Origin of the sequence: Citrobacter sp. CK199 (assembly GCF_030333285.1) — a bacterium.
GTDB classification, from domain to species: domain Bacteria; phylum Pseudomonadota; class Gammaproteobacteria; order Enterobacterales; family Enterobacteriaceae; genus Citrobacter_B; species Citrobacter_B koseri.
The window spans coordinates 742465-762168 of record NZ_JAOWGF010000024.1 but is presented as its reverse complement, the minus strand read 5'-3'; the positions used below and the strand labels follow the sequence as shown (position 1 = coordinate 762168).

Genomic DNA, 19704 nt, shown 5'->3' with positions numbered 1-19704 from the left:
ATGATTTTTTGCCTCATTAACACCCGAAGGCCCCATGCTGAGTAACGATATTCTGCGTAGCGTGCGCTACATCCTGAAAGCAAACAATAACGATCTGGTGCGCATTCTGGCGCTGGGTAATGCCGAAGCCACTGCGGAACAGATTGCTGTCTGGTTGCGTAAAGAAGAGGAAGAGGGCTTTCAACGTTGCCCGGATATCATCCTCTCTGCTTTCCTGAATGGGCTGATTTACGAAAAGCGTGGTAAAGATGAGTCCGCGCCAGCGCTGGAGCCGGAGCGCCGCGTTAACAATAATATTGTGCTGAAAAAGCTGCGTATCGCGTTCTCGCTGAAAACCGACGATATTCTTGCGATTCTGACGGAGCAAAAATTCCGCGTCTCGATGCCGGAAATCACGGCGATGATGCGCGCCCCGGAGCATAAAAACTTCCGCGAGTGCGGCGATCAGTTCTTGCGCTATTTCCTGCGCGGGCTGGCGGCGCGTCAGCACGAGAAGAAAGCGTAATAAGATAAGCGGTAGGCCGGATAAGGTGTTTGCACCGTCATCCGGCATTTGCGCCTGATGGCGCTTCGCTTACCAGACCTACGGCGTGATTCGCTGGCGTTCTGGAATAAAAAAGCCGGAGAATGTCTCCGGCTTTTTGTTTATTTCACCTGCTGGCCTGGCTTCGCACCGTCATCCGGGCTTAACAGGAAGATATCTTTCCCGCCAGGACCGGCGGCCATCACCATCCCTTCAGAGATGCCGAAGCGCATTTTACGCGGGGCCAGGTTGGCGACCATCACCGTATGGCGACCAATCAGCGCCTGCGGGTCAGGGTACGCGGAACGGATGCCGGAGAAGACGTTGCGCTTTTCGCCGCCCAGATCCAGCGTCAGACGCAGCAGTTTGTCAGAACCCTCAACGAACTCAGCGTTTTCAATCAGCGCCACGCGCAGATCGACCTTAGCGAAATCGTCAAAGGTAATGGTTTCCTGAATCGGGTCGTCTGCCAGCGGGCCGGTAACTGGCGCCGCCGCCGCTTTCACCTCTTCTTTCGAGGCTTCAACCAGCGCATCAACCTGTTTCATGTCGATGCGGTTATACAGCGCTTTGAAGGCGTTAACCTTGTGGCCCAGCAGCGGTTGCGCGATTGCATCCCAGTTCAGCTCGGTGTTCAGGAACGCTTCCACACGTTCGCTCAGCGTTGGCAGAACCGGCTTCAGGTACGTCATCAGCACGCGGAACAGGTTGATGCCCATCGAGCAGATCGCCTGCAGGTCGGCATCGCGGCCTTCCTGTTTCGCGACAACCCACGGCGCCTGTTCATCAACATAGCGGTTAGCCATGTCCGCCAGCGCCATAATTTCACGGATCGCTTTACCGAATTCGCGGCTTTCCCACGCTTCGCCGATGACCGCTGCTGCGTCGGTGAAGGTTTTGTACAGCGCGGGATCGGCCAGTTCAGCAGCCAGTACGCCATCGAAACGCTTGTTGATAAAGCCCGCGTTACGGGAAGCCAGGTTGACGACTTTGTTGACGATATCCGCGTTGACGCGCTGCACGAAGTCTTCCAGATTCAGGTCGATGTCATCGATGCGGGAAGAGAGCTTCGCCGTGTAGTAATAGCGCAGGCTGTCGGCGTCAAAATGGTTCAGCCAGGTGCTGGCCTTAATAAAGGTGCCGCGCGATTTAGACATCTTCGCGCCGTTCACCGTTACATAGCCGTGAACGAACAGGTTGGTCGGTTTGCGGAAACCGCTGCCTTCCAGCATGGCCGGCCAGAACAGGCTGTGGAAGTAAACGATATCCTTACCGATGAAATGGTACAGCTCGGCGTCAGAATCTTTCTTCCAGTAGTCGTCAAAGCTGGTCAGATCGTCGCGCTTGTTGCACAGATTCTTGAATGAACCCATGTAGCCGATCGGCGCATCCAGCCAGACGTAGAAAAATTTGCCCGGCGCATTCGGGATTTCAAAACCGAAGTATGGCGCGTCACGGGAGATATCCCACTGTTGCAGGCCGGATTCAAACCACTCCTGCATTTTGTTCGCTACCTGCTCCTGCAACGCGCCGCTGCGGGTCCACGCCTGCAACATTTCGCTGAAAGATGGCAGGTCAAAGAAGAAGTGCTCAGAGTCGCGCATCACCGGCGTAGCGCCGGAAACCACGGATTTCGGCTCGATAAGCTCGGTCGGGCTATAGGTCGCGCCGCACACTTCGCAGTTATCGCCGTACTGATCTGGAGACTTACATTTCGGGCAGGTGCCTTTTACAAAACGATCCGGCAGGAACATGCCTTTTTCTGGATCGTAGAGCTGAGAGATGGTGCGGTTCTTAATGAAACCGTTCTCTTTCAGGCGGGTGTAAATCAGCTCGGACAGCTCGCGGTTCTCTTCGCTGTGCGTTGAGTGGTAGTTGTCATAGCTGATGTTAAAGCCTGCGAAATCAGTCTGATGCTCCTGACTCATTTCACCAATCATCTGCTCTGGCGTAATCCCCAACTGCTGTGCTTTCAGCATGATAGGGGTGCCGTGTGCGTCGTCCGCGCAGATGAAGTTGACCTGGTGGCCGCGCATTCGCTGGTAACGGACCCAGACATCAGCCTGGATGTGCTCCAGCATATGGCCGAGGTGGATGGAGCCGTTGGCGTACGGCAGCGCGCACGTTACCAGAATTTTCTTCGCGACTTGAGTCATAGTAGGTATTACTTCTTCTCTAGTAAAAGGGGGTTCTGATGTTACCTGAAAGGTAATAACTACGCCAAGAAATAAGGGGATCAAACCATAAATGAATAATTATTACCGCAGGAGTAAACTAGAAAGTTACAATTGTACTTTTCATAACGATAAAAAGGAGTCGGGATGAACGCACAATCCCAGGCTAAATCACCAGAGACCCTGCGCGCGATGGTTGCCGGGACGCTGGCGAATTTTCAGCACCCAACCCTGAAGCATAACCTGACGACATTGAAAGCGTTGCACCATGTCGCCTGGCTGGATGACACGCTGCACGTTGAGCTGGTCATGCCGTTTGTCTGGCACAGCGCGTTTGAGGTGTTAAAAGAGCAATGCAGCGCCGATTTACTGCGGATTACGGGCGCGAAAGCCATTGACTGGAAGCTGTCGCATAACATCGCGACGCTGAAGCGCGTTAAAAATCAGCCTGGCATTAACGGCGTGAAGAACATTATCGCCGTCAGTTCCGGTAAAGGCGGCGTGGGAAAATCGTCTACCGCTGTTAACCTGGCGTTAGCGCTGGCGGCGGAAGGGGCGAAAGTCGGTATTCTGGATGCCGATATCTACGGCCCGTCTATCCCGACCATGCTGGGGGCTGAGAATCAGCGCCCAACTTCGCCGGACGGCACCCATATGGCGCCGATTATGTCTCACGGTCTGGCAACCAACTCCATCGGCTATCTGGTGACGGATGACAATGCGATGGTATGGCGCGGCCCGATGGCCAGCAAAGCGCTGATGCAGATGTTGCAGGAAACGTTGTGGCCGGATCTGGATTACCTGGTACTGGATATGCCGCCGGGAACAGGTGACATTCAATTGACGTTGGCGCAGAACATTCCGGTGACAGGCGCGGTTGTCGTTACCACGCCGCAGGACATCGCGCTTATTGACGCCAAAAAAGGCATTGTGATGTTCGAGAAGGTCGAAGTACCGGTGCTCGGGATTGTTGAAAACATGAGTATGCATATCTGTAGCAACTGCGGTCACCATGAGCCAATTTTTGGCACCGGCGGCGCACAGAAACTGGCCGAGCAGTACCGTACTCAACTGCTGGGGCAGATGCCGTTGCATATCAGCCTGCGTGAAGATCTCGATCGCGGAACGCCGACGGTAATCAGCCGTCCCGACAGTGAGTTTACCGCGATATACCGCGAGCTGGCAGGGCGCGTTGCGGCGCAACTGTACTGGCAGGGTGAGGTTATTCCCGGAGAAATAGCTTTCCGCGCGGTTTAATTTCGCCTGAACCGTCAGGATGACTGCTATTCACCGCATCAGAAATATATTGATGCGGTGAATATATTAATGAAATAATCATCACGCTATTATTTATTTTCCCTTCATTATTTGGGCGCTTTTCTTAAAAAATCGCCAAATACATCATTTGAATTGATCATAGCTATCTTATTAATTTATTATCTCGATTGGTCTTACAATGAACCAGCGAGCATAATTTCCCATGAAGATAAACTGTGCTGTGCTCTCTTTTACGACAGGATTAACGCTAAACATGAAGAATCCTTTGCTGATGGGAATTATAGTTCTGGCTTATGGAATGAGTTCTCCTGTTTTTGCTTCTGATACCGCGACGCTCACGATTAGCGGAAGCGTCACGACCCCCACCTGTCACGCTGACGTTGTGGATACTCAGTTGCAACAGCGTTGCGGTAATAACACCTATCTGACAAACGCAGGAGAAACGGCCTCAATGCCGGTCAGAGGCGTTGTAACGGAAGTTATCACTCTGCCTGGAGGCTCTGCTCGCCAGATAGTCTTAAACCGCTACGACTAAAATAACGTGAATACGAGAAAGCCCACATTATTTTCATGAATGATGTGGGCTTTTTTATTTATATTTTGAATGTATTTAATGATAAATCACGATTATTAATAAATTCTAAAAATGATAATTAGTACAACTTATTTGTTGTAATTATATTGCATTCTGTAAATTGTTTTAAATCAACAAAACAACACGTTTACATTGCGATAACGTTTTGTGTGTGAGAATTTAGTTTCAAGAGTTAATCCCTCTTAACAAATAGAAATTCATTTATTAAGGAAGATACTATGAAACGTTCAATTATTGCTGCCTCCGTATTGTCTGCTATTTTTATGAGTGCCGGGGTTTTTGCGGCGGATGCAGATTATGGCGAACTGATTATTACGGGTAAAGTTGTTGGCACAACATGTAAATTTGTTGGTGATGCAACTGCAAAGATTGATATGAACCAGGTGGGGGTGGACCGTTTAAATATACTGAATGCTGGCGGCGTTTATGATGGATATTCTAACTCCACTATCACGCCGTTGAAAGTTGAGTGTACGGGTGATAATGCACCTCGTATTACCTTCTCCCGTTCACAGTTTGATAGTTCACATACCTCTGTTACACGGAATACTGCATCAAACAATGGCGCTGGTTTCTCTGTCTATTATGACGGGAATAAGGTTAATGCAGATAATGGTATTTCCCTGGATAAAAGTGATGATGGGAAATATGAGCTTAGCTTCTCAGCGCGTTATGCTAATCTGGCTGGACAAAATAATGTAACTGCGGGTGAGGTGAGCTCCTCTTTGACGCTGACGGTAGTAACTGATTAACACACCCTTTTAGTCGGCGGCGTTTTGTCGCCGCCGATTTCTCTGATAATAAGGTGAGTTAACCATGAGAAAGATAATGGTATTATTATTGGCTGGTGCTGTAATGCCTGCGTGGGCAGGTATTTATATTTACGGCACACGGATTATTTATCCAGCCCAGAAAAAAGAAATTACTGTACAGTTAATGAATGAAGGTACGCGTAGCGCGTTGGTGCAGTCATGGATTGATGATGGCGATACCAGTTTGCCACCTGAAAAAATTCAGGTGCCATTTGTTCTGTCACCGCCAGTCGCCCGAGTGATTGCGGGTTCTGGCCAACAACTGAAGATTAAATTACTTGAGAATAGATTGCCGGGTGATCGTGAAAGTCTGTTCTTTCTCAATGTGTTGGATATCCCGCCAAATTCAGCAGAAACGGAAGGGAAAAATGTAATCAAATTTGCGATGCAAAACCGTGTGAAGTTTATCTACCGTCCACAAGGAATTTCTTCTGTAGATAAAAATAGCTTTTCTCGTCTGCGGATTAGTAAATCATACAACGGCATAAACATCAAAAATAATTCAGCAAACTGGATTACCATCCCTGAAATTGTTGGAAAAACCAAAATTAATAAAGAAACTTATGTGCTTGCACCTTGGTCAGATAAATTAGTAAGCACTTCTGTTGGCGTTAATCATTATACTGTCACACTTATTGATGATCATGGTAATTATTTGAGTGAGAAAGTAAAAACGGATAGATAGCCCAAGGATTGGTTATGTTAAAGATAAACTCCATTACGTTAGCGATCCTTTCTGTGCTGGTGATATCCCCGGTATGGGGAGAAACCGAAACATTTGACACACACTTTATGTTTGGCGGATTAAAAGGTGAAAAGGTTTCCCGTTATCAGATCGACGGAGATAAACCGATGCCGGGCCTTTATGATATGGATGTTTATCTTAACAATCAGTGGCGTGGCCGTTACGAATTAAATATCCAGGATGATCCTGATGATACTTGCTTGTCTATAGCTCAGTTGCATCAGATTGGTATTAAGTCCGATGGTCTTCAAGTGGATAAGAAAGTTGATTGTGTATCGCTACGAGCCGCAGTTCAGGGGGGGATATTAGCTATGATATCAGTCAGTTTGCTCTAAATTTGACGGTGCCTCATGCCTACGTGAATGAATACGAGCCGGGTTATATGTTACCTGAAACCTGGGATCGGGGCATTAATGCTCTATACATGTCTTATTATGCCAGTCAGTATTACAGTAATTATAAAAGTGGTGGTAATGATGAAAGCAGCTACGTAAGTCTGAACAGTGGGCTAAATCTGTTTGGCTGGCAGTTACATTCGAATGCAAACTTCACGAAAAGTAATGATGACAGCGGAGAATGGAAAAATAATACATTGTATATGGAACGTGGCATCCCTGAAATATTAGGAACGCTACGTGCCGGGGATATGTATACCGGAACCGATCTGTTTGACTCTGTACGTTTCACCGGGATACGTATCTGGCGTGATATGCAAATGCTGCCCAATTCGAAACAAAACTTTACACCCATTGTTCGTGGTATTGCACAAAGTCATGCTTTAGTAACCATTGAACAGAATGGCTTTATTGTCTATCAAAAAGAGGTTCCGCCTGGCCCATTTGCGATTGCCGATCTACAGCTTGCTGGAGGTGGTGCCGATTTGGATGTCAGTGTAAAAGAAGCTGATGGTTCAGTTTCCCATTATCTTGTGCCTTATTCATCTGTACCTAATATGCTACAGTCTGGCGTATCAAAATACGATATTGCGGCAGGGCGTAGCCATATAGAAGGCGCGACAAAGCAGACGGATTTTTTGCAAGCCAATTATCAGTATGGATTAAATAATCTACTGACATTATATGGTGGCACTATGCTGTCTGACCATTACCAGGCCTTTACATTAGGCACAGGGTGGAATACACATATTGGTGCTGTTTCTGTGGATGCCACTCAGTCTCATAGTAAACAGGATAATGGTGATGTTTTTAATGGTCAAAGTTATCAGATAGCGTGGAATAAATATGTTTCACAAACAGGTACGCAGTTTGCGTTAGCAGCCTATCGTTATTCTTCACGTGATTACCGTTCATTTAATGATCATGTCTGGGCGAATAATAAAAACAGCTATCATCGGGATAACAGTGATGTGTATGACATCACTGATTATTACCAAAATGATTTTGGTCGTAAGAATAGTTTTTCTGTCAATATAAACCAGGGGTTACCAGAGGGATGGGGGAACCTGGCCCTGAGTGGATTATGGCGTGATTATTGGGGACGTAATGGCAGCGGAAAGGATTATCAGTTGAGTTATTCTAATGACTGGCGGCGTATTAGTTATACCTTGTCTGCGAGTCAGAGTTATGATGAGGATAATCGGGAGGATAAGCGTCTTAATATTTATATTTCCATCCCATTCTCCTGGGGCGATGGCGTCACGGCAACGAAACGCGATCTCTTTGTTTCAAACTCAACGACGTTTGATAACGAAGGCTATCAGTCGAATAATACCAGCCTAAGCGGCATTGCGGGTGGTCGAGATCAATTTAGCTATGGCGCGAATATTGCGCATCAGCGGCAAAATAATGAAACAAGCGCAGGTGGAAACCTGACGTGGCGAGCGCCGGTTGCGACGGTAGGTGCCAGCTATAGCCAGTCTAATAAATACCGGCAGGCTGGTGGGAATATCCAGGGGGGAATTGTCGCCTGGTCTGATGGTATACATTTAACCAACCGCCTCTCAGATACACTTGCCATTATTAAAGCGCCTGGGTTAGAAGGGGCAGCAGTGCAAGGTCACCGTTATCTGACCACGGACAAGAATGGGTATGCCATATATGACAGTCTGACGCCATATCGTGAAAACTTTTTAACGTTGGATCTTTCCCATACCTACAGTGATGTCGAACTACGCGGTAATCGTAAGGGGATTGTGCCTTATCGTGGTGCGGTTGTGTTAGCTGAGTTTGAAACCGACAGGCGCAAGCCCTGGTATTTTCTGGCGCGACGTCCAGATGGTTCTCCATTAACCTTCGGTTATGAAGTAGAAGATCATTCCGGGAAAAATGTTGGCTTAGTTGGGCAAGGAAGTCGCCTCTTTATCCGTACAGATAATGTTCCTGCCTCTTTGAAAGTCGCGACAAACAAACAGCAAGGATTGTTTTGCATTATTACTTTTGATGGCGTAATTGATGAGAACAAGACCTATATTTGTCGATGAAAAGGACTTGCTATGAATAAGTATTGGTTAATATTATTACTGTTATTCCCTGTCTTATCACAGGCTAAATGTTCACTAGGGAATAACACAACCGCACAACAATCTATTGAAATAGATATGACATCAGGTGCTGCGGTGATTCCTGTCAAAACTAATTTACATGATACGTTTACCTGTAATGCGTCAAGCGACAAGATGTATTATGCGACGCCTTTACAAAATTATATCGTTGAGTTTAAAGGGACGGGGTCGCAGAAATCCATTTTTATGCAATTAAAGCTGACTGGAAATGGCTTTCCCGTTACGATTGGTAACCAGGAGACTACAACAGATAATGTGACCAATACGAAGTCGTTTACGCTTGAAGCGAACTATATAAAGTCTGGAACTGCGGATTTAACCGTTTCAGGTAATAGCATTAACTTAAACCGTCCGGCTATCAGCATTCTTACTGATAATACCTGTAATAATAATCTTTTCTCATGGCTTATTTGTTGGATAACGGGAAGGCTAAACAGTAATGTTTCTTATTCACAAAACATTATTTTTACAGTAAAACATAAACCTACGACCTGCCATTTTTCACAGAATCAATATGTTATTGCGATGCCAGAAACAACATTAAATGAGATAATAACCGGAAATAATACGAAAACAGGAACCACGAATCTGATTTTAAACTGTGATAGCGTATATAATGTTACGACTAATCCAGTGAGTTTCAACGTTTCTCATGGTGACTGGAATGAAAACGGCACGATACTTAAAAATACGCTGACGGAGGGTGCAAAAGGTGTGGGGTTTCAGATATACAGTGGCTCAGGTACTACGCCTTTAATGCAGGGTGATATATTAAGAACAATGGTAAAAATGACCAGTATTGAGGATAAGTATACTATCCCGATTACCGCAAAATATGTCAGAGTCAGCAACGAACCATTACGTCCTGGAAATTTGCAAAGCAAAGTAATATTTGCTGTTTCATATGATTAAGTCATTTCTCTGAAAACGCGTCCTTTTCTGAATGAAAGGACGTGTTTTGTCTGTTGTTTTTACAGTAAAGCATTTACCGATGATAAAAAATCTCGCCATCGTAGGCTTTAATAATCTTGCCGTCGGTGTCGTTAATCAGTACATAAGCGCCGCCCATATAGGTCCAGTGGGTTCCTGCGTCGGGCGCTGGCAGATTGCGTTGCTTCCATTGCTTAATATTGTACTCGTCGGTGCGGTACAGCTCAGGAACGGTATCGCCAGGTTTGAAATGGGTAAAGTCGGCAACAAAGCTGCTCAATTCGTACTGATCAATCCCCGTTGCGGCGGGTGCTGCCCAGACTGCGCTGGTTGCCAGCAGCAGTGCGCCCATTAAAAATTTATTCTTCATACCCATAAACTCTCCACGTATTCGGGTCATAAAAATCAGTCGTGTATCATTCTCACTGTGCAGCAAGTCTGACAAGAACTATTTTGTTATCACGCCAATAATTTCGTAAAAAGTGTAAACGAAAGCGCGCGCAAGCAACACATGCCGTAGGCAGTTCGCATCACGAATGACGGTTTTGGGAACTATCTGACCTGCGCTGGAGCCAGCGATATCGGCATTTCGCTGATTTACATCCCCTGACGCACCCAGTATCCTGTTGGCGAAACATGCATAATAAATGCTTCGGTTTCAACGACTCGGGGTGCCCCTTTTCACGAAGGGCTGAGACATACCCGTATTACCTGATCTGGATAATGCCAGCGTAGGGAAGTCTGACACTGCTCGTGTCCCTTCTTCACGCGGGCAGGAGCTGAACCATGCAGCCTGACCTGCACAGCCGCACGCTTGCGGCTCATACCTTACAACAATTTCGTATCCTTTCTCCGCTGACCCACTGTATGACGAACGACGTCGTACAGAACTTTACCGCCAATACATTACTGGCATCAGGCGCCTCACCGGCGATGGTGATTGAGCCCGAAGAGGCGCGCCAGTTTGCTGCTATCGCCAGTGCGTTACTGATTAACGTCGGCACGCTGACCCGGTCGCGCGCGGAGGCCATGCGCGCTGCGACAGAGCAGGCCCATATAGCGAAAACCCCCTGGACGCTTGATCCCGTGGCGGTTGGCGCGCTCGATTATCGCCGCCGTTTCTGTCTGGAACTGCTGTCTCTTAATCCCAGGGCAATACGCGGCAATGCCTCGGAGATCCTCGCCCTGTCTGGATTAGCGGCGGGCGGGCGTGGAGTGGATACCACCGATACGGCGGTATCGGCGTTACCGGCCGCTCAGGCGCTGGCGCGTCAGACGGGGGCCGTCGTTGCGGTAACGGGGGAGGTGGATTATGTCACCGACGGGCAGCGTACCGTCAGCGTTACCGGCGGCGATGTGCTGATGACGCGCGTTGTCGGGACGGGATGCGCCTTATCTGCGATTGTGGCGGCCAGTTGCGCGCTGCCGGGAAATACGCTGGACAATGTGGCGTCAGCCTGTAGCTGGATGAAACAGGCCGGGCAGATCGCTGCCGAACGCAGTCAGGGGCCCGGGAGCTTTATTCCGGCTTTTCTTGATGCGCTGTATCACCTTAATGCGGAGGAGAAGGTATGAAACGGATTAACGCGTTAACCATTGCAGGCACTGACCCAAGCGGCGGCGCCGGGATTCAGGCCGATTTGAAGACCTTTTCGGCGCTGGGCGCGTATGGTTGCTCCGTCATTACGGCGTTGGTGGCGCAAAATACCCGCGGCGTGCAGTCGGTGTACCGCATTGAGCCAGATTTTGTCGCAGCGCAACTGGATTCTGTCTTCAGCGATGTGCGTATCGACACCACCAAAATCGGCATGCTGGCGGAAACGGATATTGTTGAAGCTGTTGCAGAACGTTTGCAGCGTCACCAGGTGCAAAACGTGGTGCTGGATACGGTGATGCTGGCGAAAAGCGGCGATCCGCTGCTTTCTCCGTCGGCGGTGGAGACGTTGCGCAGCCGGTTATTGCCGCAGGTGTCGATTATCACGCCGAATCTGCCGGAGGCCGCGGCATTGCTGGATGCGCCGCACGCCCGCACGGAACAGGAAATGCTGGAACAAGGGCGTGCGCTACTGGCGCTGGGCTGTGGCGCCGTGCTGATGAAAGGTGGTCATCTGGATGATGCGCAAAGCCCGGACTGGCTCTTTACCCGTGAAGGGGAGCAGCGTTTTACCGCCCCACGGGTGATGACCAAAAATACCCACGGCACCGGGTGTACGCTGTCGGCGGCGTTGGCGGCGCTGCGCCCGTGCCATAGCAACTGGGCCGATACGGTACAGGAAGCAAAAACATGGCTTTCGGCGGCGTTAGCCCAGGCGGATACGCTGGAGGTAGGCGAGGGGATTGGCCCGGTACATCATTTCCACGCGTGGTGGTAATGGTAGTATACTGATCCCAGACTTGTCGGCCTGGAAAAAGATAAATGGAACAAGCGCATACCCGGCTTATCGCGCAACTGAATGAACGAATGGCAGCGGTGGATAACACGCCGCTGTACAGGAAGTTTGCCGAGACGGTCAAAAATGCCGTTCGCAGCGGGATTCTTGAGCATGGCAACATTTTGCCCGGCGAGCGCGATCTCAGCCAGTTGACCGGCGTTTCGCGTATTACGGTGCGCAAGGCAATGCAGGCGCTGGAAGAAGAAGGCGTCGTGACTCGCGCCCGTGGCTACGGAACGCAGATTAACAACATCTTCGAATATTCCCTGAAAGAGGCGCGTGGCTTTTCGCAGCAGGTGGTATTGCGCGGTAAAAAGCCGGATACCCTGTGGGTCAACAAGCGGGTAGTGAAATGCCCGGATGAGGTGGCGCAGCAGCTGGCGATCGCCGCAGGCAGCGATGTGTTCTTGCTCAAACGTATTCGTTATGTGGATGAGGATGCGGTGTCCATTGAGGAGTCCTGGGTGCCTGCGCACCTGATTCATGATGCGGACGCCATCGGGATCTCGCTGTATGACTATTTCCGCAGCCAGCATATCTTTCCGCAACGTACACGCTCTCGCGTCAGCGCGCGCATGCCGGATGCGGAATTTCAGTCACATATTCAGATGGACAGCAAAGTGCCGGTGCTGGTGATCAAGCAGGTGGCGCTTGACCAGCAACAGCGGCCCATTGAATACAGCATCAGCTACTGTCGCAGCGATCTATACGTTTTTGTGTGCGAGGAGTAGCGCCTCGCGCGTTGGCGCGCAATCGCCGCCACGATGGCCTACCACCCAGGAGGCGACCGCGTTCCCCAGCAGCACCGCGTCTGCAAGCGCCCAGCCGGATGCCAGCCCGGCCAGCATGCCTCCCGCGTGGCTGTCTCCCGCGCCAATGGTATCGACGACCGTTGTGGCAAATGCCGGCACGCAGCCGGATGATTGCTGGCTGAAATACCATGCTCCGTCTTTATCGTGGCGGACAATAACCGGTGAGGCAAACGCCGCAAGCCAGGCGGCGCCAAACGCGTTAGGTTCATGACTAAAGCCAAACCGTTCGGCAGCAATGTCTGCCTCCTGACGGTTCAGCGATACCAGCGGATGGCAGGCCATAATCCGCGCCATTAGCGGGTCGGGAATGTCGCCGATTCGCGGTCCGAAGTCGATAAACGGCGTCACGCTCTCTAACCCTTCCAGCCAGCTCACCAGCAGTTCGCCGCATGGCGAGGCGAGTTGATAACCGGAAAAGTAGATCCAACTGTCGGGCGGAATTGTCAGCTGCGCCAGCCAGTCGGCATTCCATTGGTTCTCAACGCCGCTGAACGACATAAACGTGCGTTCGCCATCCGGTTCTACCAGCGCCAGACACCAGCCGTTGTCTCCCTCTGCGTTGTCGATCAGGCTGTGTAACCCCTCTTTCGCCATGCGATGACGAATAATGTCTGACCATACGCCCTGACCGAGGGGCAGGGCATTACTGGCCTCAATCCCCAGACGCTTTAAGGCGACGGCGATATTGAGCGCGCAGCCGCCGACGTTGACGCCTTGCTGTTTAAGCTCAATATCGCAGCCACGCCAGGGCAGCGCGTAAGCATCGGCAATCACATCAATGACCGCCGCGCCCACGACCGTCACCGGCTGGCGGCGGGCTAAATCGGGCAGCAACGCCCGCAGGCGCGTTGTGTTCATACCGCCTCCCGCTGCTGGCGATAGCGCGTCAGCGCGGTGGCATAGCGCATGAAGTCCAGTTGGTTTACCGCGTCCAGCTCATCTTTCAGCGCAGGCTCGATGGCCTCCACGCCGTGCAGCGCGCCACAAATCGCCGTTGCCATCGCCCCAATGGTGTCGGTGTCGCCGCCGAGATTGGCGCACAGAATGGCGCAGCGGTTAGGGTCGGTGTTGGCCAGCTCGACCATTGCGATGGCGCAGGGCACCGATTCAATGGTGCTGGTGCCCGCGCCAACCACCTGGTAAAGCTGCTCACTGGCGGATTCAATACCGTTCGCGTCACGGACGATCTTCAGTGCGATCTCCAGGCGAGCCGAGAGCGAGGCGCTAAAGGTCGTGATGCGTTTTTGCTGCGCATAGTGGGCGATAGCCGGTAGCGAATCGACAATATCAGACCAGCAATCACCTTCAATCGCGCGTGAGATAGCCCATGCCACAACGACCGCACCAGCAACAGCCAGGTCTGACTTATGCGTCGGGCTGGAGGCCAGGGCCACATCATCAATAAACGCATCCAGATCGCGTGGCGGAAGCAAGCACCCCAGTGGGGAAACGCGCATGGCCGCCCCGTTGGTCACGCCGTTGTTTTCCAGTTCAGCAACGGGCTTGCCGTCACGAATGGCGTTTAGCGCAATTTTCGACGTCGGGCCAAGAACGTTCTTATTAAAGGCGTCAAAGCGCAGCGCCCAGTCCAGAATGTTACGGCCAATCAGGTCCGGGTCGATCTGCCCGTCGCGCTCCAGCAGCGCATCCGCCAGACACAGCGCCATCGACGTATCGTCAGTAAATTCAGCGCGGTTAAAATAGCAGGCCGCGTTATTTTCCGCAGGGCCGGGCAGAAAGCGATCAATCCAGCCAAAATGCGCTTTTACGCGCGTTCTGGGCCATAGCTCCGACGGCATTCCCATCGCATCCCCTAACGCCTGCCCATAAAGGGCACCGAGAATACGTTCAGCTTTCATTTAACTTCCCCTTGTGTCAGCGCAATATCGCGATCGTCCACTTTAATCGCAGTGATCTCTTTGTCGGATTCGCGAAAGAAAATCATAAACAACACGGCAATCACGGCGATCATCACCGCCCCGAATGTCCACATGCCCGCCCAGTTGAAGGTGAGGCCGTTTACCGGCTCTTTATAGGCAAACATTTTTTCCATCATCACGCCGCCGAGACGGTAGCCCAGCAGGCTGCCAAACCCCTGACAGCAGAGGGTGATCAACCCCTGAGCGGCAGTACGCATATGCACAGGCGCTTTTTTATCGACATAGATATAGGCCGTAACATAGTAGAAGTCGTAACTAACGCCGTGCAGCAAAATGCCAAGAAACAGCAGGACATAGGTGAAATATTCTTCCGCGCCGCCGTAAACAAAAAAGCCGTAGCGGATTGCCGCAGTGATAAGACCAAGCAGTAAGACCTTTTTAATGCCAAAGCGCTTCGTGAAGAAGGGTAACGCCAGCATAAAGAAGATTTCGGAGAACTGGCCCAGCGTCATCCAGCCGGTGGCGTTTTTCATGCCGACTTCCGTCAGATAGCCATTCGCGAAGATGTAGTAGAACGCCAGCGGCATCGCAAACAGGAACGAGCAGAAGAAAAAGACCAGGAAGTTTTTATCGCGCAGCAGGATCAGCGCATCCAGCCCCAGCATAACTTTAATGTCCAGCTTGCCGGTGCTTTTTGGCGGCGTATCCGGCAGGAAGAACGCAAAAGCGCCCAGCAGGACGGAACTGCCTGCGGTGATCAACAGCGGAATATTGGTTGGCGAGATATCGTTATAGCCCAGCATTTGCGGTAAGAAGCCGCACGCCAGCCCGGATGCGATCCAGCCAATGGTGCCCATCACGCGAATGCGTGGGAAATCGCGCTCGACGTCCGGCACGTTGGCGAAGGCGATGCTGTTTGTCAGCGCAATAGTGGGCATATAGGTTAAGGAATAGGCCAGCAGCAGCGGGAAGAACCCGGCGAATGTCGTTTGCTGCGCGGCGAAATACATCAGGACTGCGCCTGCGAACATCAGCACCGCCAGCACTTTTTGTGCGGAGAAAAAGCGGTCAGTCAGTGAGCCGACGAGAATCGGCGAGAGAATGGCGGCAATCGCGGTACATGCGTAAGACCAGCCGATTTCTCCGGCGCTAAAACCGCTTTTGTTCAGCCAAAGCCAGAGGGGGACGAACCAGGCGCCCCAGATAAACCACTCCACGAACATCATGAACGACAGTTTCACTGTAGTTTTCATCGTTAAATCCTTCATGACAGGTAAGGTACGCGATGACAGTACCACTTAATAATACCTTTTAAATACCTTTGAGGCGTAAATTTGACTGCTGTAACACTTTTTCGTACCTGAAACGTGCCAGCAGATAGCGCTGAAAAATGCGCTACAGATGGAAAAAATGGCCGGTCGGTACCAGGCTTATTGCTGCCCGCAAAACGCGGGTCAGGACAATCCACATTCCGGTACTCAATCGGAACTTACGGGAGCATAGCTATGACTGATATTGCGCAGTTGCTTGGCAAAGACGCCGACAGCCTTTTACAGCATCGTTGTATGACCATTCCTTCTGACCAACTTTATTTACCCGGACATGACTACGTAGACCGCGTGATGGTTGATAACAACCGTCCGCCTGCCGTACTGCGTAACATGCAGACGCTGTATAATACCGGACGTCTGGCCGGAACGGGCTACCTCTCCATTCTGCCCGTCGATCAGGGCGTTGAACATTCTGCCGGGGCGTCATTTGCCGCAAACCCGCTTTATTTTGATCCAAAGAATATCGTCGAACTGGCTATTGAAGCAGGCTGTAACTGCGTGGCCTCGACGTATGGGGTACTGGCATCGGTTTCACGCCGTTACGCGCACCGCATTCCGTTCCTCGTCAAACTGAACCACAACGAGACGTTGAGCTATCCAACGGAGTACGATCAAACGCTCTATGCCAGCGTTGAGCAGGCGTTCAATCTGGGCGCCGTGGCCGTTGGCGCGACCATTTACTTTGGTTCTGAGCAGTCGCGTCGTCAGATTGAAGAGATTTCCGCCGCTTTTGAACGTGCGCATGAGCTGGGGATGGTGACCGTCCTGTGGGCATACTTGCGTAACTCTGCATTTAAAAAAGACGGCGTGGATTACCACGTTTCCGCCGACCTGACCGGGCAGGCTAACCACCTGGCGGCGACGATTGGCGCAGATATCGTCAAACAAAAAATGGCGGAAAATAACGGCGGCTATAAGGCGGTGAATTTCGGTTACACCGACGATCGTGTTTACAGCAAGCTGACCAGCGATAACCCTATCGATCTGGTGCGTTACCAGTTAGCCAACTGCTATATGGGGCGCGCGGGGCTGATTAACTCCGGCGGCGCGGCGGGCGGCGAGACCGATCTCAGCGACGCTGTGCGTACTGCGGTTATCAACAAACGCGCGGGCGGCATGGGCCTGATTCTGGGGCGTAAAGCCTTCAAGAAAACAATGGCGGATGGCGTGAAACTGATTAACGCCGTGCAGGACGTCTACCTGGACAATAAAGTGACGATTGCCTGATGTCACGTACCCCTCCCCAGGTTTTCGGGGAGGGGTATTGGTTATCAGGACGGCGCAAAAATCACTCTCTGAGCATTTTCGCCATGTGTTGCAACTGCTTATAGGCCTCGTAACGACGATGATGCAATGGCTGATACGCTGTCTGTGGGTAATAACAGGTATCCACATGCGTAAACTGCGTCATGGCCTCGGCAACCGAGGGGGAAATATTTCCGGCGACGGCGCCAAGGATTGCGGAACCTAATAAAACGGGCTCGCTGCACTGGGTGGTTAATACCGGAAGTCCGCAGGTATCGGCTAATAGTTGCCGCACCAGAGGATGCTGACCCGCGCCGCCGCTAATCACGATATTTTTATTCCGTACGCCGCAGGCATTCTGCGCATCAATAATTTGCCGTAAACCGTAACCGATACCGCACAGTCCCGCCACATACAACGCCAGTAAATTGTCCAGGTCGCGTTCCATACCCAATCCGCAAATAACGGCGCGTGCGTGCGGGTCGGCAAACGGCGCGCGGTTGCCTAAAAACTCCGGTACAACATGAATACCCGCCGCCAGCGTGATGGCGTCCGATGCCTGCGGCGCTTTTTCTGACACCCGATCGGCAAGATAAACCGGCAGCGGTAATCCTGCCTCCTGCGCCAGTTTCCGCGTGTCTTCGGCGGCGGGATGAAACGCCAATAGCTGATCGATAGCCGCGCCCGCGGCGCTTTGCCCTCCCTCAACAAGCCAGAGCCCTGGCACCATCGCGCTGTAATACGGCCCCCAGACGCCGGGAACGAAAACGGGATCGTTCGTTGAAGTCATGGTGCAGGATGAGGTGCCAAACACATATGCCATATTATTGAGGGCGCCGCCTTCAACGCCGACAGTCCCGATGCCGCCCGCATGGGCGTCAATCAGACCCACGGCGACTGGCGTGCCCGCAGGCAGGCTCATCTCCTGCGCCGCCTGCGCGGTTAAGCCGTCGCCACAGGGCGTACCCGGCGGCACGATGCGCTGTCCGATGCGGGCAAACTCGTCATCAGCCAGTTCTGCCAGCCCGATCGTGCGGAAATAGTCCGGGTCCCAGCGGTTTTCATGAGCAAGCCAGGTCCATTTGCAGGTGACTGTACAGATGGAGCGGGCAAGGTCGCCGGTGGCGCGCCAGGTCAGGAAGTCTGCAAGGTCGAAAAATTGCCATGCGTTTTCGTACACCTCGCGGCGATTTTCCTTCAGCCATAAAATCTTAGGCGTTTCCATTTCCGGTGAGATTTTCCCGCCGACATAGTTCAGCACCGGATGTTGGCTGGCGTTAATGCGTTCAGCCTGTTCAGTCGCGCGATGGTCCATCCAGACGATGATGTTTTGCGCCGCATCGCCTTCGGCGCTCACGGGGAGCGGCGCGCCGTTTTTATCCAGAACCACCAGCGAGCAGGTGGCGTCGAAACCGATCCCCGCCACGCTTTCCGGCGCCGCGCCGGACTGCCTGAGCGCTTCCCGGATGCAGTGACAAACGGCCTGCCAGATCTCCTGGCTGGACTGCTCCACGCGGTTGCCGCTCCGGTGAGTGGTCGTGATTTTTTGCGTGACATGAGAGAGCAACGTGCCGCTCAGGTCGAAGATACCTGCGCGGACGCTGCCTGAACCAACATCCACGCCGATAACGGTTTTCTGTAAGCTGTTCATGGCGCTTTTCCTCACAGATCAACGCTGTTGGGGAGGATAACCAGATCGCGAACAGTGACGTTTTTCGAACGAGTGACCATAAACAGTACCGATTCTGCGACTTCGATCGGCTGCATCAGGCTGCCATTTGCCAGCGCTTCTTCCATTTTCGCCTGCGGCCAGTCGTCCAGCAGCGCGGTCACTACCGGCCCCGGCAGCACCGCTCCGACGCGTACGCCATGTTCGGACACCTGACGGCGGGTTGTATGGACAAAGGCCTGAACGGCAAATTTGGAGGCCGTGTAAATAGGTTCCCAGATGACCGGTACAACGCCAGCGATAGAACTGGTGAAAATGATATCGCCGGATTTTTGCGCAATCATATGCGGCAATACGGCGCGGACGCAGCGAAATGCGGCATTGATGTTGAGGTTCAGTACGCGATCCCAGACGTCAGGATCGCCTTCGGCGACCGGTCCGCCAATGTAAGCGCCTGCGTTAGCATGGAAAATATCCAGCCCACCGGCCAGCTCGATAATGCCTGCCAGCATGTTGTCGACCTGCCCGGTATTGAACAAGTCGATTTGCAGCGCAAACGCGTTATCGCCCAGTTCCGCGACGATTTTCTTCAGCTTCTCGCCTTCGCGGTCGATCAGGACCACTTTTGCTCCTGCGGCAAGCAGGGTTTTCGCGCACTCAAGGCCGATACCGGAGGCTGCGCCGGTAATGGCTGCAACCTTGCCGTTGAGGGAAGTATTCATGGAGGGGACAGAGTGATTCATTTTATAATCCTTTA

17 protein-coding genes, 1 pseudogene and 1 riboswitch are annotated in these 19704 nt (G+C 51.8%); of the genes and pseudogenes, 11 read left to right on the top strand and 7 right to left on the bottom strand.

The window, feature by feature from the left end; translation table 11 throughout:
- The first annotated feature begins 34 nt into the window (after window positions 1-34).
- Window positions 35-505 (top strand): YehS family protein, encoded by a 471-nt coding sequence (locus OGX75_RS07695; protein ID WP_012131648.1) that lies wholly within the window; start codon window positions 35-37, stop codon window positions 503-505.
- Between the two features lie 140 nt (window positions 506-645).
- Here the strand turns inward: OGX75_RS07695 and metG are convergent, their stop codons facing one another.
- Window positions 646-2679 carry a methionine--tRNA ligase gene (gene metG / locus OGX75_RS07690; protein WP_286451213.1) on the bottom strand — a complete coding sequence of 678 codons (2034 nt, stop codon included), beginning with the start codon at window positions 2677-2679 and terminating at the stop codon, window positions 646-648.
- Between the two features lie 165 nt (window positions 2680-2844).
- On the opposite strand from metG, the gene apbC reads away from it, so the two are divergent.
- From apbC to OGX75_RS07660, 6 genes and pseudogenes are all read left to right on the top strand, one after another.
- Window positions 2845-3954, top strand: a complete 1110-nt coding sequence (apbC, locus tag OGX75_RS07685; protein WP_012131650.1) for an iron-sulfur cluster carrier protein ApbC — start codon at window positions 2845-2847, stop codon at window positions 3952-3954.
- A gap of 274 nt (window positions 3955-4228) precedes the next feature.
- On the top strand, window positions 4229-4510 hold the full coding sequence (locus OGX75_RS07680; RefSeq protein ID WP_112001919.1) for a YehE family protein: 282 nt from the start codon (window positions 4229-4231) through the stop codon (window positions 4508-4510).
- Window positions 4511-4788: 278 nt separating this feature from the next.
- A complete protein-coding gene (yehD, locus tag OGX75_RS07675; RefSeq protein ID WP_112001920.1) occupies window positions 4789-5322 on the top strand; it encodes a fimbrial protein YehD in 534 nt (177 codons plus the stop codon).
- Window positions 5323-5386: 64 nt separating this feature from the next.
- Complete coding sequence (locus OGX75_RS07670) at window positions 5387-6067, top strand: fimbrial assembly chaperone (protein WP_110494039.1); 681 nt, start codon at window positions 5387-5389, stop codon at window positions 6065-6067.
- A gap of 14 nt (window positions 6068-6081) precedes the next feature.
- Window positions 6082-8567, top strand: a pseudogene (locus OGX75_RS07665) (fimbrial biogenesis outer membrane usher protein).
- A 12-nt stretch (window positions 8568-8579) separates the two neighbouring features.
- The gene (locus tag OGX75_RS07660; RefSeq protein WP_286451214.1) at window positions 8580-9560 is read left to right on the top strand and encodes a fimbrial protein; all 981 of its coding nucleotides are present in this window, start codon (window positions 8580-8582) and stop codon (window positions 9558-9560) included.
- Window positions 9561-9633: 73 nt separating this feature from the next.
- Here the strand turns inward: OGX75_RS07660 and rcnB are convergent, their stop codons facing one another.
- A complete protein-coding gene (gene rcnB, locus OGX75_RS07655) occupies window positions 9634-9954 on the bottom strand; it encodes a Ni(II)/Co(II) efflux transporter accessory subunit RcnB (protein ID WP_024130186.1) in 321 nt (106 codons plus the stop codon).
- A gap of 281 nt (window positions 9955-10235) precedes the next feature.
- Window positions 10236-10333, top strand: a riboswitch (TPP riboswitch).
- A gap of 31 nt (window positions 10334-10364) precedes the next feature.
- Between rcnB and thiM the strand changes: the two genes are divergently transcribed.
- From thiM to OGX75_RS07640, 3 genes are read left to right on the top strand one after another with little or no spacing between them, the layout of a single operon-like run.
- On the top strand, window positions 10365-11153 hold the full coding sequence (gene thiM / locus OGX75_RS07650; protein ID WP_286451215.1) for a hydroxyethylthiazole kinase: 789 nt from the start codon (window positions 10365-10367) through the stop codon (window positions 11151-11153).
- The gene (thiD, locus tag OGX75_RS07645; protein WP_012131659.1) at window positions 11150-11950 is read left to right on the top strand and encodes a bifunctional hydroxymethylpyrimidine kinase/phosphomethylpyrimidine kinase; all 801 of its coding nucleotides are present in this window, start codon (window positions 11150-11152) and stop codon (window positions 11948-11950) included. The genes thiM and thiD overlap by 4 nt, the downstream gene beginning before the upstream one ends.
- A gap of 44 nt (window positions 11951-11994) precedes the next feature.
- Window positions 11995-12741: a GntR family transcriptional regulator gene (locus OGX75_RS07640; protein WP_058669406.1), complete on the top strand. Its 747-nt coding sequence runs from the start codon at window positions 11995-11997 to the stop codon at window positions 12739-12741.
- Here the strand turns inward: OGX75_RS07640 and OGX75_RS07635 are convergent.
- From OGX75_RS07635 to OGX75_RS07625, 3 genes are read right to left on the bottom strand one after another with little or no spacing between them, the layout of a single operon-like run.
- A complete protein-coding gene (locus OGX75_RS07635) occupies window positions 12715-13680 on the bottom strand; it encodes a PfkB family carbohydrate kinase (RefSeq protein ID WP_286451216.1) in 966 nt (321 codons plus the stop codon). The genes OGX75_RS07640 and OGX75_RS07635 overlap by 27 nt on opposite strands.
- Entirely contained in the window at window positions 13677-14681 is a 1005-nt protein-coding gene (locus tag OGX75_RS07630; RefSeq protein WP_115181409.1) for an ADP-ribosylglycohydrolase family protein, read from the bottom strand. The genes OGX75_RS07635 and OGX75_RS07630 overlap by 4 nt, the downstream gene beginning before the upstream one ends.
- Window positions 14678-15955, bottom strand: a complete 1278-nt coding sequence (locus OGX75_RS07625) for a nucleoside permease (protein ID WP_286451217.1) — start codon at window positions 15953-15955, stop codon at window positions 14678-14680. Before OGX75_RS07625 ends, OGX75_RS07630 begins: the two co-directional genes overlap by 4 nt.
- 252 nt (window positions 15956-16207) lie before the next feature.
- On the opposite strand from OGX75_RS07625, the gene fbaB reads away from it, so the two are divergent.
- Window positions 16208-17260, top strand: coding sequence for a class I fructose-bisphosphate aldolase (gene fbaB, locus OGX75_RS07620; RefSeq protein WP_012131665.1), 1053 nt, complete (start codon window positions 16208-16210; stop codon window positions 17258-17260).
- Between the two features lie 61 nt (window positions 17261-17321).
- On the opposite strand, the gene OGX75_RS07615 is transcribed toward fbaB, so the two are convergent.
- Together OGX75_RS07615 and OGX75_RS07610 are read right to left on the bottom strand one after the other, a co-directional pair.
- Window positions 17322-18929, bottom strand: a complete 1608-nt coding sequence (locus OGX75_RS07615; protein ID WP_286451218.1) for an FGGY family pentulose kinase — start codon at window positions 18927-18929, stop codon at window positions 17322-17324.
- An 11-nt stretch (window positions 18930-18940) separates the two neighbouring features.
- Complete coding sequence (locus OGX75_RS07610; RefSeq protein ID WP_165383417.1) at window positions 18941-19690, bottom strand: SDR family oxidoreductase; 750 nt, start codon at window positions 19688-19690, stop codon at window positions 18941-18943.
- Window positions 19691-19704: the final 14 nt, after the last annotated feature.